This is a genomic window from Arthrobacter sp. HS15c, assembly GCF_040812005.1.
Taxonomy (GTDB): domain Bacteria; phylum Actinomycetota; class Actinomycetes; order Actinomycetales; family Micrococcaceae; genus Arthrobacter.
This window is the reverse complement of record NZ_JBFOHM010000002.1, coordinates 118,362-134,264: the sequence shown is the minus strand read 5'-3', so window position 1 is coordinate 134,264 and position 15,903 is coordinate 118,362. Positions and strand designations below refer to the sequence as shown.

At 68.6% G+C, this 15,903-nt stretch carries 10 protein-coding genes; 5 read left to right on the top strand and 5 right to left on the bottom strand.

What is annotated here, in order from left to right; translation table 11 throughout:
• Positions 1–16: 16 nt before the first annotated feature.
• Both ABV518_RS03610 and ABV518_RS03605 read left to right on the top strand, forming a co-directional pair.
• Entirely contained in the window at positions 17–2,521 is a 2,505-nt protein-coding gene (locus ABV518_RS03610) for a DNA topoisomerase (ATP-hydrolyzing) subunit A (protein WP_367765440.1), read from the top strand.
• Positions 2,522–2,530: 9 nt separating this feature from the next.
• Positions 2,531–3,049: a DinB family protein gene (locus ABV518_RS03605; RefSeq protein WP_131134259.1), complete on the top strand. Its 519-nt coding sequence runs from the start codon at positions 2,531–2,533 to the stop codon at positions 3,047–3,049.
• Positions 3,050–3,055: 6 nt separating this feature from the next.
• On the opposite strand, the gene ABV518_RS03600 is transcribed toward ABV518_RS03605, so the two are convergent.
• The gene (locus ABV518_RS03600) at positions 3,056–4,048 is read right to left on the bottom strand and encodes a GNAT family N-acetyltransferase (RefSeq protein ID WP_367765439.1); all 993 of its coding nucleotides are present in this window, start codon (positions 4,046–4,048) and stop codon (positions 3,056–3,058) included.
• A 131-nt stretch (positions 4,049–4,179) separates the two neighbouring features.
• Between ABV518_RS03600 and ABV518_RS03595 the strand changes: the two genes are divergently transcribed.
• Positions 4,180–5,697 carry an FAD-dependent monooxygenase gene (locus ABV518_RS03595; RefSeq protein ID WP_367765438.1) on the top strand — a complete coding sequence of 506 codons (1,518 nt, stop codon included), beginning with the start codon at positions 4,180–4,182 and terminating at the stop codon, positions 5,695–5,697.
• 5 nt (positions 5,698–5,702) lie between these two features.
• Here the strand turns inward: ABV518_RS03595 and cydD are convergent, their stop codons facing one another.
• From cydD to ABV518_RS03580, 3 genes are read right to left on the bottom strand one after another with little or no spacing between them, the layout of a single operon-like run.
• Positions 5,703–9,224 (bottom strand): thiol reductant ABC exporter subunit CydD, encoded by a 3,522-nt coding sequence (gene cydD / locus ABV518_RS03590; RefSeq protein WP_367765436.1) that lies wholly within the window; start codon positions 9,222–9,224, stop codon positions 5,703–5,705.
• A 3-nt stretch (positions 9,225–9,227) separates the two neighbouring features.
• Positions 9,228–10,277 carry a cytochrome d ubiquinol oxidase subunit II gene (gene cydB, locus ABV518_RS03585; RefSeq protein ID WP_367765435.1) on the bottom strand — a complete coding sequence of 350 codons (1,050 nt, stop codon included), beginning with the start codon at positions 10,275–10,277 and terminating at the stop codon, positions 9,228–9,230.
• A gap of 20 nt (positions 10,278–10,297) precedes the next feature.
• Positions 10,298–11,902 (bottom strand): cytochrome ubiquinol oxidase subunit I, encoded by a 1,605-nt coding sequence (locus ABV518_RS03580; RefSeq protein ID WP_367765434.1) that lies wholly within the window; start codon positions 11,900–11,902, stop codon positions 10,298–10,300.
• A gap of 256 nt (positions 11,903–12,158) precedes the next feature.
• On the opposite strand from ABV518_RS03580, the gene ABV518_RS03575 reads away from it, so the two are divergent.
• Both ABV518_RS03575 and ABV518_RS03570 read left to right on the top strand, forming a co-directional pair.
• Positions 12,159–12,545: a BlaI/MecI/CopY family transcriptional regulator gene (locus ABV518_RS03575; protein WP_367765433.1), complete on the top strand. Its 387-nt coding sequence runs from the start codon at positions 12,159–12,161 to the stop codon at positions 12,543–12,545.
• A 6-nt stretch (positions 12,546–12,551) separates the two neighbouring features.
• Entirely contained in the window at positions 12,552–13,547 is a 996-nt protein-coding gene (locus tag ABV518_RS03570; RefSeq protein WP_367765432.1) for a M56 family metallopeptidase, read from the top strand.
• Positions 13,548–13,716: 169 nt separating this feature from the next.
• Here ABV518_RS03570 and ABV518_RS03565 read toward each other — a convergent pair whose 3' ends face one another.
• Positions 13,717–15,825: a type IIA DNA topoisomerase subunit B gene (locus ABV518_RS03565; protein WP_367765431.1), complete on the bottom strand. Its 2,109-nt coding sequence runs from the start codon at positions 15,823–15,825 to the stop codon at positions 13,717–13,719.
• Between the last annotated feature and the right edge of the window lie 78 nt (positions 15,826–15,903).

The window sequence follows — 15,903 nt, the reverse complement described above, 5'->3', positions numbered from 1 at the left end:
AGGATTTACCAGCCCCATGGCCCGCCGCCAAAGTCCAGCCCCCGCAGTGGATTCCAGCCCCTTCACCGAGAACATCGTGGATATCGATGTCACGTCCGAGATGGAAGGCTCCTTCCTGGAGTACGCCTATTCGGTGATCTACTCCCGGGCCCTGCCTGACGCCCGTGACGGCCTCAAGCCGGTGCAGCGGCGGATCCTGTACATGATGAGCGAGATGGGCCTCCGGCCGGACCGCGGCCACGTCAAGAGCGCCCGCGTGGTGGGCGAGGTCATGGGCAAGCTGCACCCCCATGGCGATACGGCCATCTACGACGCCATGGTGCGCATGGCCCAGGACTTTTCGCTGCGGCTCCCCCTGATCGACGGGCACGGCAACTTCGGCTCGCTCGACGACGGCCCGGCGGCCCCTCGGTACACGGAGGCCCGGCTCGCGGCGGCGGCGCTGACCCTCACGGACCACCTCGACGAAGACGTGGTGGACTTCGTCCCCAACTACGACAACCAGCTGACCCAGCCGGACGTCCTTCCGGCGGCGTTCCCCAACCTGCTGGTCAACGGCGCCACCGGCATCGCGGTGGGCATGGCCACGAACATGGCCCCGCACAACCTGGTGGAGGTCATCTCCGCCGCGCGGCACCTGATCGCGCACCCGGACGCCACGCTGGATGACCTGATGCGTTTTGTCCCCGGCCCGGACCTGCCCACCGGCGGCCGGATCGTGGGCCTGGACGGCATCCGCGACGCCTACGCCACCGGCCGCGGCTCCTTCAAGACCCGCGCCAAGGTGGAGATCGAACAGCTGTCGGCCCGCCGCACCGGCCTGGTGGTCACCGAACTGCCCTACATGGTGGGGCCGGAAAAGGTGATCGAGAAGATCAAGGACGCCGTCAACGGCAAGAAACTGACCGGCATCAGCGACATCGTTGACCTGACCGACCGCAAGCACGGGCTGCGCCTGGTCATCGAGCTGAAGAACGGGTTCAACCCCAACGCCGTGCTGCAGCAGCTGTACCGCTACTCCCCGATGGAAGACTCCTTCGGCATCAACAACGTGACCCTGGTGGACGGCCAGCCGCAGACCCTGGGGCTCGTGGCGCTGCTCACCGTGTATGTGGGCCACCGCATCGACGTCGTCCGCCGCCGCACCGCCTTCCGCCTCGGCAAGAAGAAGGACCGCCTGCACCTGGTGGAGGGCCTGCTGGTGGCCATCGTGGACATCGACGAGGTCATCCAGATCATCCGTTCCTCCGACGAGGCCGCGGCCGCCCGTGTACGGCTGATGTCCATCTACGACCTCACCGAGATCCAGGCGAACTACATCCTGGAACTGCGCCTGCGCCAGCTGACCAAGTTCTCCCGGATTGAGCTGGAAAAGGAACAGGACGAGCTGCGCCGCGAGATCGCCGAGCTGGAAGCCATACTCGGTTCCGAGGAACGGCTCCGGGAACTGGTCTCCAGTGAACTGGGTGAAATCGCGGAGAAGTATGGCACCCCGCGCCGCACGGTGCTGCTCGAGTCCGAAGCCGTCTCCCCCACAGTGGCCGCTGCCCTCGCCGCACCCAACGGCAAAGGCAAGGCCGCGCCGCTGGCGCTGGAAATCGCCGATGACCCCTGCTGGGCGATCCTGACGGCGTCCGGGCAGATCGCCCGCACGTCCAACCAGGAGCCCCTGGCTGAGTCCGGCCCGCGGTCCAAGCACGACGTCTTTTTATCAGTTGTCAAGACCTCGGCCCGCGGCGAGATTGCCGCCGTGACGTCGCAGGGCCGCATGCTGCGGCTGCAGGTCATGGACATGCCGGTCCTGCCCCCGATGTCCGGTCTGCCAAACCTCGCCGGCGGCGTCCAGGCCAAGGAATTCATCACACTGCTCAAGGGCGAAACGCTGGTGGCGTTTGCGCCGCTGGACCAGGTCCTGGCCATCGGCACCGCCCAGGGCGTGGTGAAGCGCGTCCAGCCCGACTACCCCCTGAACCGCGAGGACTGGGAGATCATCGCCCTCAAGGACAAGGACGAGGTGGTGGGTGTGGCCCCTGCCGGGTCCGAAGAGTCCGACCTCGTGTTCCTGACCCGCCAGGCCCAGTTGCTCCGTTTCGCTGCGGGGGCTGTCAGGCCGCAGGGCAGGACGGCCGGCGGCATGGCCGGCATCAAGCTGGCTTCCGATGACCAGGTGGTGTTCTTCGGCGCAGTGGCGCCCGGGGACGACGACGCCGTGGTGGTCACCATCGCCGGGACCAACGGGGCGCTGCCCGGGACCGCACCGGGAGCGGCCAAGGTGACGGCCTTCGCCGAATACCCTGCCAAGGGCCGCGCCACCGCCGGCGTCCGGGCGCACCGGTTCCTCAAGGGCGAAGACACGCTGCTCCTGGGCTGGGCCGGACACGGTCCGGCGAAGGCAGCCTCGGCCGCCGGGGTGGCGCGTTCCCTGCCGCAGGAGCACGGCAGGCGTGACGGGTCCGGCATCCCGCTGTCCCAGCCCGTCGATGTGGTGGGTCCTGCCATGGCCTGGCCGGATCCGTCCTAGACTGCTGCCATGCCTATCGTTCCTGATGAAAAAGACTGGACCTGGGTCCTGACCCGGCCCTGCCCGGAGTGTTCCTTTGACGCGTCGACGGCCACGCCGGCCACCGTGGGACGGACCGTTGAGAACATGCTGCCGCGGTGGCGGGCCGTCCTCCGCCGCCCCGACGCGGCCGAGCGGCCAGACGACGAAACGTGGTCTGCGCTGGAATATGCCTGCCACGTCCGCGACGTGTTCAGCCTGTTTGACCAGCGCCTGAACCTGATGCTCGACGATGACGACGCCCGGTTCGAGAACTGGGACCAGGACCTCACCGCCATTGAGAAGGACTACGCCGGCGCTGACCCGGCGGTGGTCAGCGCCGAGCTGACGGCCGAAGGCCAGCAGGTTGCGGAGTCATTCGCCGGTGTGAGGCAGGCCGAGTGGGGCCGGAAGGGCCTGCGCAGCAACGGCTCTGAGTTCACAGTCCTGACCCTGGCGCAGTACTTCCTGCACGACGTCGTCCACCACCTCCACGACGTCGACGGCTGAGCGGGCTCAGAGCTCCTTGTCCCACGCCATGCTGGTGTTGACCGCCTGATACCCCATTTTGGTGTAGAGGGCCAGCGCGCCCGTGGGGTTTTCCGAATCGACGTCCAGTGAGGCCACATCCATGCCCGCGTCGGTGAAGCGGCGCATGGCATCGGCAAGCAGGGCCTGGGCGATCCCCCTGCCGCGGTACTCGCGGCGCACGCCGAGCAGTTCGGTATAGCCCTCGCGGATGCCGCGCTGGACAGCGATGTCGGGGTCGTGGCTGGCCAGCTGATAGCCGGCCACTTCCCTTGTGGCGCTGTCCAGGACCACCGTGCTCAGGTCCGGGCGGGCCAGCGGATGGTTCACCGTGAAATGCCAGTACTCCTCGTCCCGCGGTTCGCTGCCCCAGTGGTCGCGGAAAGCTTGGTTGTGCGCAACGCGCACTGCCTCATGCAAGTCCGGCCCCATGCCGGCCAGTTCCAGGCCGCCGGAGAGGAGGTTGGCCGGCACCGGCCGGTCCAGGGGCCGGTGCATCTCATTGAAGTAGCGCACCACCGTGAACCCGGCCGACTCCAGCAGCCTGGCCTGGTGGCGGTGCTGCTGCTCGGTGCCGATCCTCAACAACGGCGCCCGTTGCGTGCCGCCGTCGGCAGGGTCTTCCGCGAACCGTCGCCGTGTGCGTTCCTCCAGCCAGCACATCAGCGCCCTGCCCACGCCGCGGCGCTGCCAGCCAGGGTCCACGCAGCCGAACCCATGGGCTTTCCCGGATCCCGGATTCCTGGAGATCCGCGCGTAGGCCCGGGGAACGCCGTCGTTGTCCAGGCCGAAGATGGTGTTTTCCGCGGGCGGGTTTTTCCGGGATTCCACATGCTGCTGCAGGTCAGCCTCGCGCTCGTACCAGACGGGATTTTCCACGGCGGCGGTCCGCGCGATCAGCGCCGCCCAGGCCTGTACGTCGGCTGCCGTCGCAGGCCTCCACTGAAGCCCCGGGAAGTCCACTGTGAGGTCCTGGTTCATGCAAACAGGTTAACGCAGGCGCCAGTTCATCCTTATATTTCCAATCTACGCCCGGCACGGGGGCTTGCGGCAAGCCCCCGTGCCGGGCGGATAATCGCCGGACGCCGGAAAGCAGGGAACGGGAGCAGGACATGACTGGGTTGAAACCGACACATACTGAGCACGAAGTGGTGATCGCCGGAGGAGGTCCCACGGGGCTGATGCTCGCGGCCGAATTGGCGCTGGCAGGAGCCGACGTCGCCGTTGTCGAGCGGCGCCCCAACCAGGACCTCCCCGGCTCGCGGGCAGGCGGCCTGCACTCACGGACCCTGGAGGTTCTTGACCAGCGCGGAATCGCCGACCGGTTCCTCGCCGAGGGGCAGGTGGTCCGGGCCGCGGGTTTCGGACCGGCACGCCTGGACCTCAGCGACTTTCCCACCCGGCACAACTACGTGCTCGGGCTGTGGCAAAAACACATCGAACGGATCCTGGCCGGCTGGGTCGCTGAGCTGCCGGTGAGGTTCTATCGGGCACGCGAGGTGACCGGTTTCGTGCAGGACACCACCGGCGTCGACATCCGGCTGTCCGACGGCCTGTCGCTGCGGGCGGAGTATCTCATCGGCTGCGACGGCGGGCGCAGCCTGGTCAGGAAAGCAGCCGGCATCGGGTTCCCCGGCTGGGATCCGACCACCAGCAGCCTGCTCGCCCAGGTGGAGATGGCCGAGGAACCGGAACTGGGCATCCGCCGCACGCCCTCGGGCACGCACGCCCTCGGCAAGGAGGAGTACGAGATCAAGGACGGCGAAGTCGTCTACAAGCCCGGGGGGACGGTTGGGGTCATGCTGACCGAACCGCAGGTCGGCACGGGAGAGCCCACGCTGCGCGACCTCAGTGAGGGCCTCATCGCCGTCTACGGGACCGACTACGGGATACACAGCCCCACCTGGATCTCCAGGTTCACCGATATGACCCGGCAGGCCGCTGCCTACCGGGACAGGCGGGTCCTGCTGGCCGGCGACGCCGCACATGTGCATGCCCCGGATGGCGGGCAGGGGCTCAACACCGGCGTGCAGGATGCGGTGAACCTGGGCTGGAAGCTGGCCCAGGTGGTCAAGGGGACTTCCCCGGACAGCCTGCTGGACAGCTACCATGCAGAGCGGCATCCGGTCGCTGCCCGCGTTCTGCGCAATTCCATGGCGCAGGTCGCGCTGCGCCGCCCGGACGAGCGCACGGAAGCCCTGCGGGACACCGTGGCCGAGCTGCTCGGCATGGACGAGCCGCGCAAGCGCTACGCCGCGATGATGTCCGGCTTGGACATCCACTACGACCTCGGCGAAGGACACCCGCTGAATGGACGCCGCATGCCCGATCTCGACCTCGTCACCGCCGACGGCCAGCTGCGGGTCTTCACCTTGCTGCACAGCGCCCGGCCGGTGCTGCTCAACCTCGGTGAGCCTGGCTGCTTCGATGCCGTTCCGCGGCCGGACCGGGTCCAGTTGGTCGACGCCTCCTACGCTGGTGCGTGGGAGCTACCGGCGCTCGGGGCGGTCGCTGCGCCCTCAGCGGTCCTGATCCGGCCCGACGGCTACGTTGCCTGGGCGGGCGGCCCCACGCAGCCGGGCCTCGCAGAGGCGCTGACCACCTGGTTCGGCCCGCCCTACCCGGCGTAGCGCCGTCACGGTGCCGGCACCATGCCGGCGAGCTGCTCCGCATCCTGTACCCGCCGCGGGGAAAGTTCAAGCACGTCGTCCTCCGGGTGGATGTCGGCCAGGTTGTGGGTCACCAGGACCACCGTGCGGTCCGCCAGGCCGTAGCGCAGGTCTGCCAGCATGGCGCGTCCGGCTTCGGCGTCGAGGTGGGCCGTCGGTTCGTCCAGGAGGATGACCTCGGCCCCGGTCATCAGCGTCCGGGCAACTGCCAGCCGCTGCCGTTCCCCGCCGCTGAGGAACGACCCTCCCGGCCCGATCCGGGTGTCCAGTCCTGCCGGCAGGCGGGAGACGAGCCCGCTGAGGCCGACGGCGGCAAGGGCGGCTGCCATGTCGCCGTCAGCTGCGTCCGGGTCATCCGCCGTGGCGCGGCCCAGCAGCAGGTTCCCGCGCACCGTGGAGTCGAACAGGTGCGCCTCCTGCGGGCACCAGGCGGCCCGCCCGGTGACACGGACCTGGCCGGCGGACGGTGGAAGGAAGCCAAGCAGCACGGCCAGCAGGGTGGACTTCCCGGCCCCGGACTGCCCGGTGACAGCCAGCCAGCGTCCGGGCGCGGCCACCGCGCCCAGCCCCGTGAACACGGGATCCCCGCCGGGCCAGGCTGCCGCCACACCATCAAGCTCCAGCCCCGGGACTGCGCCGGCACGGGCGGCAACGCGAACGACGCAGTCGGCTGCTGTGCCGTCGGCGGCGGGGGCAGTGGCAGTGGCTGCCGCCGGGGTGCCGGCGAGGGCGCCGGACCGGCCGATCCGGCGCAGGACCGTGCGGAATGCCGGGAACTGGCGGACCGCCGTCATCATGGCTGCGTAGGGTTCCACCAGCGCCAGCTGCAGCAGGACGACCACGGCCAGCGTGGCGGGCGCCAGCGATCCGTCCAGCACCTGCGGCGCGCCCATGACGGCGGCAGCCAGTGCAGCCACCCCGCAGGCTGCGGTGGTGACCGCCTGCCCCAGGCCCTCGGCCCAGGCGGACCGCTGGGACGCCCGGGTGGCTGCGCGGTCCTCCGCGGCAAGGCCGGCGAGGACTGTGGCGGCCACCCCGTTGGCGTGGAGCTCGGCCCTGGCGTCCAGCGCCGCGGCCGTGCGCCGGAGCACGCCGTCGCGCAGGCTCTGTTCGGCCGTTGCGGACTTCCGGTCTGCCCACAGGGCCGCTGCAGGGGCCAGGAGCAGGCTGGCCGCGGCGGCAGCTGCCACGGCGGGAAGCGCGGCCGTCACCAGCAGGCCTGTCGCAGTGAGCGCCGACGCGGCCACCGCGGCGGCGGTCAGGGGCGGCAGGACCACGCGCGGGAGCAGGTCCCGGACGGTGTCGACGTCGTTGATCACCGAGCCGAGGACGTTGCCGCCCTGCAGGAGCCGGCGGAGGGACAGCGCCCGGCGGCTCAGTGACTCCCACAGGCGTCCGCGGAGCCGGGTGAGCGCGGCGAACACGGCGTCGTGCACCAGCAGGCGTTCCCAGTAGCGCAGGACGGCGCGACCGATGCCGAAGAACCGCACGCCCACGATGGCGGTGAGCAGGTACAGGATGGGCGGCTGCTCGCTGGCGCGGATAATCAGCCAGCCGGACACCCCGGACAGGCCGACGGCGAACAGTGCCGCCAACGTTCCCACCACGGCGGCGCCGGTGAACCGGCCGGCGACCGGCGCGAGGAGACGGGCCAGGAGCAGACCCGTCGCGGGAGTCCTGTCCCCGCCGGCGCGGACCTCGGCCGACGGCACTGCGCCGGCCGGGGCGACGTTGGCCTCCGCGTCCATGCCGGGCGCCGGCAGGACAGCTTCCGCGCGTTCCCGGGCCGGGCGGGTTGCCGGTGCGCCGGAAGCCGGGAAGGACGGATCCGTCAAGCCCCGTGCCGAGACGGGAACCACGTGGTCCGCCAGGGCACGCGTCCGTGCGTCATGGGCCACCAGGATCACCGTGACCCGGCCCCGCAGCGCCAGGATGGCATCCTCCACCCGGGCCGCCGAGGCGCCGTCCAGGTGCGCGGTGGGTTCGTCGAGCAGGAGCACCGTGGCGCCGGACCTGATGCGCGCCAGCCCGCGGGCCAGTGCCACGCGGCGCAGCTCCCCCGGGCTCAGTTCGGCCGGGTGTTTGGACGCCAGGTGGCCGGCGGCAGCCGCGGCCAGGCACTCACGGGCCGCCGCTGCATCGGGTTCCGGCGCCCCGGCTTGGCCGGCCGGTCCGGCCCCGCCGGCCAGGTACAGCAGGACTTCGTCGAGGACCGTCGGCTGCACCATCACCGGATGCTGCGGAACCCACGCGATGCTGTCCCGGCTGAACCCCTCCAGCCGGCCGGTGACACTGGTTCCCGCGCCGTCGCCGATCGTCCCGGCCAGGACTCCCAGCACGGTGCTTTTGCCCGTGCCGCTGGGGCCATCCAGGGCGGTGATCCTGCCCTGTGGGGCTGTGAAGGTGAGGGGCCCGACGGCGGGTGCGGACCTGCCCGCATAGGTCACTTCGAGGCCGGTGACGGTCACTCCCCCGCCGGCTGCCGCGGCAGCCGGCGTGCCGCCGTCGGACTCCACGGCCCGGGGCTGAGCGTTGCCGGCCGGCAAGGGTCGGGGCTCGGGCGCGGCGGTGACCGCGGTTGTTTCGGCGAGCGCAGCGCGGCCGTCGTCGCTGGCGTGGTGGGCGGTGCCCAGCTCACGGAGCGGGAGGTAGCAGTCCGGCGCGAGGATCAAGGCCAGGAGTCCGGCCTCCAGCGGCATGTCGCCGTGTACGAGCCGCACGCCGATGAAGACGGCCACCACCGCCACCGAGATGGTGGCGATGAGCTCCAGGGCCAGTGCGGAGAGGAAAGCGGTGCGCAGTGTCCCCATGGTCCGGGAACGGTATTCTTCGGAAATCTCCTCAAGGGCTTTGCGCTGGGCCGTGGCGCGTCCCAGTCCCACCAGCACCGGAAGGCCTTTCGCCAGCTCCAGCATGTGGGCGGAGAGCCGGGACAGGCTGGCCTGGGCGGCCCGGACGTTGTCCTCCGTATACCGGCCGATCAGGACCATAAAGAGCGGGACCAGCGGGACGGTCAGGACGATCACCACGGCACTGACCCAGTCGGCGAACAGGATCCGCGCCCCGAGCAGCAGCGGAATGGCGGCGCAGTTCACCAGTGCGGGCAGGAACTGGGTGTAGTAGCTGTCCAGCGCATCCAGGCCCCGGGTGGCCAAGACTGCCAGGCCGCCGTCCGCAGGGCCGGTGGCGCGGGCCCCGTTCCGCAGCGCACGTGCCAGCAGTCCGTTCCGCAGCTCCTCCTTGACGCCCAGGGCGGCGCGGCGGGCGGCAACGCCCTGGGCCCAGACGGTCACGGACCGCAGGACGACGCCGGCCAGTCCCCATCCGATCCCGTCCTGCCAGCCGGGGCCGGCGGCGGTGAGGCCCGCGAGCATGGACGCGACCGCCTGCCCCATCAGGACCAGGGACAGGGCCTTCAGGGCCGCCAGGAACCCGAGCCAGTAGATGGCTGAGCGCGTGACAGGGCCGGACGGGAAGCCTGGGCGCACGGCTCAGCCCTTGGTGGTGAAGGCTTTGGCAGCGATGGCCGGAAGGAAGCTGTGCGCCTCCGGGATGTGGGCGGCGCTGACGCGGCGGCGGAACACCCAGTAGGTCCAGGCCTGGTAGGCAATGACCAGCGGCAGCCCCACGGCCGCCACGATGCTCATCAGGCCCAGAGTGTAGTCCGAGGATGAGGCGTTGGAGATGGTGAGGTTGAATTCCGGGCTGAGCGTGGAAGGCAGCACCACGGGGAAGACGGCGCCGAAGATCGAGGCGGAGCCCAGGACCAGGAAAGCTCCCAGCGCTGCGAAAGCCCGTCCCTCGGCGCCCTGGCGGGCCAGGAACCAGGCTGCTGCCGCGGCCACCACGGCTGCGGCCACCGCGGCGAACGTCCACGGCTTGCCTGCCAGGAGCTGGACGCTGACGGCCCACCCGGCCAGCGGCAGGAGCAGGACCGGCAGGAGGCGGACGAACCAGCGGCGCGCACGGTGCCGCACATCGCCGTCGGTCTTCAGGGCGAGGAACGCCAGGGCATGCAGCAGCGAGAAGCAGACCACGGCCAGCCCGCCCAGCACGGCGTATCCGCTGAACCATGCGAACGGGCCGCCTTCGCGGTCACCGTTGGCGTTGAGCGGCAGGCCGGTGGTGGTGAGCGCCAGCGCTGCTCCGACCCCGAACGCGGCGAAGAACGAGCCCAGGGCAATGGCCCAGTCCCAGCGTACGCGCCAGCTGTCGCTGTCCACCTTGCCGCGGTATTCGAAGGCGACGGCACGGAAGATGAGCGCCACGAGCACCACCAGCAGCGGCAGGTAAAGGGCGGAGAAGAGGGACGCGTACCAGAGCGGGAACGCGGCGAAGGTTGCGCCGCCTGCTGTCAGGAGCCAGACCTCGTTGCCGTCCCAGACCGGGCCGATGGTGTTCAGCAGCACGCGGCGCTCGGTGTTGTTCCGGGCGAAAAGCTTCATGAGCATCCCCACGCCGAGGTCGAAACCCTCCAGAAAGAGGTATCCCGTCCACAGCACTGCGATGGCAATAAACCAGATGGTGGGCAGCAGTTCCATTTCTTGCGTTTCCTCTGCTCTTAGTAGGCGAATGCCAGGACGTCGTCGGCCGGTTTGCCGGGACCCGGGCCGCCTTTGCCGCCGGGTGTGGCGTCCTCGTTTTCGTCCACCGGGGAGTGGGCCAGTTCGGGCATGGCCGAGACGATGCCGCCGCGGATGTACTTGACCAGCAGCTTCACTTCCACCACCAGCAGGAGCGCGTAGACGGCAGTCAGCACCACCAGGGAGGTCAGCAGTTCGCCGGCGGAAACGCCCGGGGAGACAGCGGCGGCGGTGAACATAAACACCTGGTCAATGCCGTTCAGGTCCGGGTTCGGGGCCACAACGAAGGGCTGCCGGCCCATTTCGGTGAAGATCCATCCCGCGGCGTTGGCGCCGAACGGGGCCAGGATGCCAAACACGGCCAGCCGCATCAGCCAGCGGGACTCGGGCACTGTTCCCTTGCGTGTCACCCACAGCGCGACGAGCGCCGCCAGCGCGGCGAGGCCGCCGAACCCGATCATCATCCGGAAGCCCCAGTAGGTCACTTCCATGACGGGGACGTACTGGATCTCCTGGCCTGCGCGGTCGCCGTAGATCGGATTGTCCGGCAGGTGCGTGCCGTAGTCGGCTTTGTACTGGTCCAGGAGGCTGTTGACGCCCTTGACCTCGGTGGTGAAGTCCCCCTTGGCCAGGAAGGAGAGGATGCCCGGGACTTCGATCAGGGCGACGATGTCGTCACAGTTGCCGGAACCGAGGTTGCCGACGCTGAGCACGGAGAATCCGGTGCCGTCGTGGCACGCTGCCTCCGCCGCAGCCATCTTCATGGGCTGCTGCTCGAACATCAGCTTGCCCTGCAGGTCGCCGGTGAGGGCGGTGCCGGCGAAGGAGATCATCGCGACGACGGCGCCGATGCGGAGGGAGCGGATCCAGACTTTGTGGTCGGTCCGGTCACGGCCCGGAATGTCCGTCTCGCCGGGCACGACGTTGCCGTCAGCGTCCACGGTGTCTATGCCGTCACGCCGGCGCCGCCAGAGGTGGTACCAGGCGATGCCCAGCAGGAAGCCGCCGGCCACAGCCAGCGCGCCCATCAGGGTGTGCGGAACGGCCACGAGGGCTGTGTTGTTGGTGAAGACGGCCCAGGCGTCGGTCATGACCGGCCTGCCGTCGATCATTTCCACGCCCACCGGGTGCTGCATCCAGCTGTTGGCCACGATGATGAAGTAGGCGGAGAACAGGGAACCGACCACGGCGATCCAGAGGCAGGCGAGGTGGATGCCGGGCTTGAGCTGCTTCCAGCCGAAGATCCAGAGCCCCAGGAACGTGGATTCCACAAAGAACGCCAGGAGTGCCTCCAGCGCCAGCGGGGCGCCGAACACGTCGCCCACAAAGCGGCTGTATTCACTCCAGGCCATGCCGAACTGGAACTCCTGGACGATGCCGGTGGCCACGCCCATGATGAAGTTGATCAGGAAAAGCTTGCCCCAGAACTTGGTCATCCGCAGGTACTCCTGCTTGCCCGTGCGGTGCCACATGGTCTGCATGATGGCCACTACCAGGCCGAGCCCGATGGTCAGCGGCACCATCATGAAGTGGTAGACGGTGGTGATGCCGAATTGCCAGCGTGCGATTTCCAAGGCGTCCAAGGCAGTCCCTACTGTTGTCGGGTTCAACTTTTCTACGTTCCGTAGAACTTGACTTCTACCGAGTGTAGAACAATGCGCACGGCACTGTAAACCAACAGTTCCATCATCGCGGCCGGCCCACAAGGCTGCGGCGCGCCCGGTGTTCTACTTGGCGTAGAAAGTGGAGCCGAAACGCGGTAAATTTGTAAGTGTAGTGTTCAGCTGGTGTCACCACGGCCTGCGGGTCCGCGGTGCGGGGAATCAAAGGATGTATGGAATGGCTAGTCTTGGCGAACTGGAACGGGCAGTGATGGACCTGCTCTGGGCGGGCCACGAAGCAGCCACCGCAAACACCCTGCGCGATCTGCTGGCGCAAAGCACGGAAGCAACGGGCGGCGCGGCGGGGCATGAAGGCAAGGAACTGGCGGTCACCACCGTCCTTACTGTGCTCTCACGGCTGGAGAAGAAAGGCCTCGTTGAGCGGGAGCGCGGAACCCGGCCGCACCGCTACCAGGCCGTTTCCAGCCGGGAGGAGCACACGGCCGAGCTCATGCACGAGGTATTGGGATCCGCCCCGGACCGCGAAGCGGTCCTGGCGAGGTTTATCGGGTCCGTGACGGAAAGTGAAGCCGAAACCCTGCGCAAACTGCTCGGCCACATCTAGCGGGCCATGTTCTGGACCTCATACCTGCTGGCGGTCCTTGCGATAGTCCTGGCGTGGCCGGTGCCTATCTTTCTTTCCCGCGCGCAGTGGCCTGCCCGGTCGCCGTTCACCGCGATGCTTCTGTGGCAGGCCATCGCCCTCGCGGGTGGCCTCTCCATGATCGGCGCGATGCTGGTCTACGGCCTGGAACCGATCGGGGACAACCTGATCGCCGGGCTGCGGGCCCTGGCGGGAATGGTGCTGTTTAACGCCCCCACCACAGCCTTGGGCTTCTGGCATCTTTTTGCCCTGTCAGCCGCGGCCCTGCTGACCGCCCACCTGGTCTTCACGCTGCTGCTCACGTACTACAAGATCGAACGGCAGCGGCGGCGGCACCGCGAACTCCTTGCCCTGCTGGCCTCCCCCTCCACCGAAGGGGCAGGAACCGTGGTCATCAGCCATGACTCGCCGGTGGCCTACTGCCTGCCCGGCGGCGCACGCTCTGTCACCGTGCTGTCCGATGGCCTGATGGCAGCCCTGGAACCGGCCGAGCTGCGCGCCGTCCTGATTCATGAGAACGCGCACCTGAGCCAGCGCCACCATCTCCTGCTCTGGGCGTTCGCCGCCTGGCGGCAGGCGCTCCCCTGGCTTCCCACCACGCGGCTGGCGCAGGAGTCGGTGAACTCGCTCATCGAGATGCTGGCCGACGACGTCGCGCTGAAGACCGAGAGCAAAGCTACCCTCATCAAGGCCATTGCGATTGTGGCCAGTGGCTCGGCTTCATCGGGCGCCGGGGCCGGTTTCCAGCCAAGCGGTACGGCCGGCCTGGCCCTTGAGGGCCTGGAAACCGCGGCGGGCGTCACCGGGTCCGACTCTGCGCGGACCACGGCCTCCAGGGTCAGCAGGCTGCTCTCGCCGCGGCCACAACTGCCTGCCGCTATCCGTGGCAGCGTCCTGGCGGGCTGCGTCCTGCTTCTGGCGCTCCCCACGGCACTGCTGATCGTACCCGGCCTGCTGGGCTGAGGACCGGCAGCTCCGCCGACGAAACGTTGCCGTTCCTTCAGTGCCGGGTGGCCTGTCGATTGCTCCGCAAGCGCCCTTTTGGGCGCCCAAAAGGGCGGTGGGCCCACGCCGGCGGGGTTCCCTGGCCGAGCTTGCGAGGTGAGGGAGCCGGTGGGGACACTCGATGGAGTCAGGCGTCGATCCGCTCCCGGTCCAGGCTTGCTGCGCCGGCGATAATAAAGTCCTTGCGCGGCGCGACATCAGAGCCCATCAGGAGGTCGAACGTGTCCTCGGCCTGCTTGGCGTTTTCGATGCCGACCTTCCGCAGGGTCCGGTGCCGCGGATCCATGGTGGTCTCCGCCAGCTGCTCCGCGTCCATTTCGCCCAGGCCCTTGTAGCGCTGGATCGGTTCCTTGTAGCGCTTGCCTTCCTTGGCGAGCCGGGCCAGGAGGACGTGCAGCTCCGCTTCCGAATACGTGTAGATCATCTCGTTGGCCTTCTGGCCGGCGTTAATTACTTCAACCCGGTGCAGCGGCGGAACGGCAGCGAAGACCCGGCCCTCGTCAATCATCGGCCGCATGTACCTAAAGAACAGGGTCAGCAGGAGTGTGCGGATGTGGGCGCCGTCCACGTCAGCGTCGGTCATCAGGATGACCTTGCCATAGCGGGCGGCGCTGATGTCGAAGCTGCGGCCGGAGCCGGCCCCCACCACCTGGATCAGGGCGGCACACTCGGCGTTGGACAGCATGTCCCCCACGGAAGCCTTCTGGACGTTGAGGATCTTCCCGCGGATGGGCAGCAGTGCCTGGAAGTCCGAGGACCGGGCGAGCTTGGCCGTTCCCAGTGCGGAGTCACCTTCCACGATGAAGAGTTCGGAACGCGCGACGTCGTCAGTGCGGCAATCCGCGAGCTTGGTGGGCATGGAGGAGGTCTCCAGCGCATTCTTCCGGCGCTGGGTTTCCTTGTGGACCCGCGCCGAAATGCGGGACTTCATCTCGCTGACGATCTTCTCCAGCAGCAAAGCCGACTGGGCCTTGTCGTTGCGGTTGGCGGAGTTGAGTTTGGCCGTAATCTCCTGCTCCACCACCTTGGCCACGATGGCACGCACGGCCGAAGTGCCCAGGATTTCCTTGGTCTGGCCTTCGAACTGGGGCTCTGCCAGGCGGACGGTCAGGACGGCGGTGAGGCCTGCGAAGATGTCGTCCTTGTCGATCTTGTCGTTGCCGGCCTTGAGCTTGCGGGCGTTGCTCTCCACGGCCTTGCGGAAGGTCTTGACCAGGGCCTGTTCAAAGCCGGACTGGTGCGTTCCGCCCTTGGGCGTGGAGATGATGTTCACGAAACTGCGGACCGCGCTGTCGTAGCCGATGCCCCAGCGCAGGGCCACGTCCACTTCGCAGTCGCGTTCGACCTCGGCAAGCTGGCTGTGGCCACGCTCGTCCAGCACCGGGACGGTTTCCTTGAACTTGCCGGCGCCGTGCAGCCGCCAGATGTCCGTTACTGCCGGGTCAGCGGCGAGGAAGTCAACGAACTCGGAGATGCCGCCGTCGTGGTGGAACACTTCTTCGTGCGGGCCGGACTCCCCCGGTGTGCCGGGCAGCCGGCGCTCGTCGCGGACGGTGAGCTGGAGTCCCGGCACGAGGAACGAGGTCTGGCGGGCACGTGCGGCCAGTTCGTCGTAGGAGAACTTGGCGTCCGGGGTAAAGATCTGGCGGTCCGCCCAGTAGCGGATCCGTGTGCCCGTGACACCGCGCTTTGCCTTGCCGATCACGTCCAGCACGGACCCGTCCACGAAGGGCGCAAACGTGGCGGCCGGATCCACCTTGGTGCCCTGGTCCTTGAAACGCCCCGGCTCGCCGCGCCGGAAGGACATCTTGTAGGTCTTGCTGCCGCGGTCCACCTCTACGTCGAGGCGGGCGGACAGCGCGTTCACCACCGAGGCGCCCACACCGTGGAGGCCGCCGGAAGCGGTGTAGGAGCCGCCGCCGAACTTGCCGCCGGCGTGCAGCTTGGTGAAGACCACCTCAACACCGGTGAGGCCCGTCTTCGGTTCCACGTCCACGGGGATGCCGCGGCCGTCATCGTGGATCTCCACGGAATTGTCCGCGTGCAGGATGATCTGGATGTCGTGGCCGAAGCCCGCCAGGGCCTCATCAACGGAGTTGTCGATGATTTCCCACAGGCAGTGCATCAGGCCGCGGGAGTCGGTGGAGCCGATGTACATGCCCGGCCTCTTGCGGACGGCTTCCAGGCCTTCCAGGACGGAGAGGTGCCGGGCGGTGTAATCAGAACTTGGTGCCACGGGTTGTGAACTCCTTCAGTGACGTAACAGCAGGCGCTTGCGGCGCCCTTCCTAGCCTAGTCGGCCCGGCCCCGAAGG

Coding starts and splice junctions, on each gene's coding strand:
- ABV518_RS03610 (WP_367765440.1), top strand. CDS start 17: ATGGCCCGCCGCCAAAGTCCAGCCCCCGCAGTGGATTCCAGCCCCTTC.
- ABV518_RS03605 (WP_131134259.1), top strand. CDS start 2,531: ATGCCTATCGTTCCTGATGAAAAAGACTGGACCTGGGTCCTGACCCGG.
- ABV518_RS03600 (WP_367765439.1), bottom strand. CDS start 4,048: ATGAACCAGGACCTCACAGTGGACTTCCCGGGGCTTCAGTGGAGGCCT.
- ABV518_RS03595 (WP_367765438.1), top strand. CDS start 4,180: ATGACTGGGTTGAAACCGACACATACTGAGCACGAAGTGGTGATCGCC.
- cydB (WP_367765435.1), bottom strand. CDS start 10,277: ATGGAACTGCTGCCCACCATCTGGTTTATTGCCATCGCAGTGCTGTGG.
- ABV518_RS03575 (WP_367765433.1), top strand. CDS start 12,159: ATGGCTAGTCTTGGCGAACTGGAACGGGCAGTGATGGACCTGCTCTGG.
- ABV518_RS03570 (WP_367765432.1), top strand. CDS start 12,552: ATGTTCTGGACCTCATACCTGCTGGCGGTCCTTGCGATAGTCCTGGCG.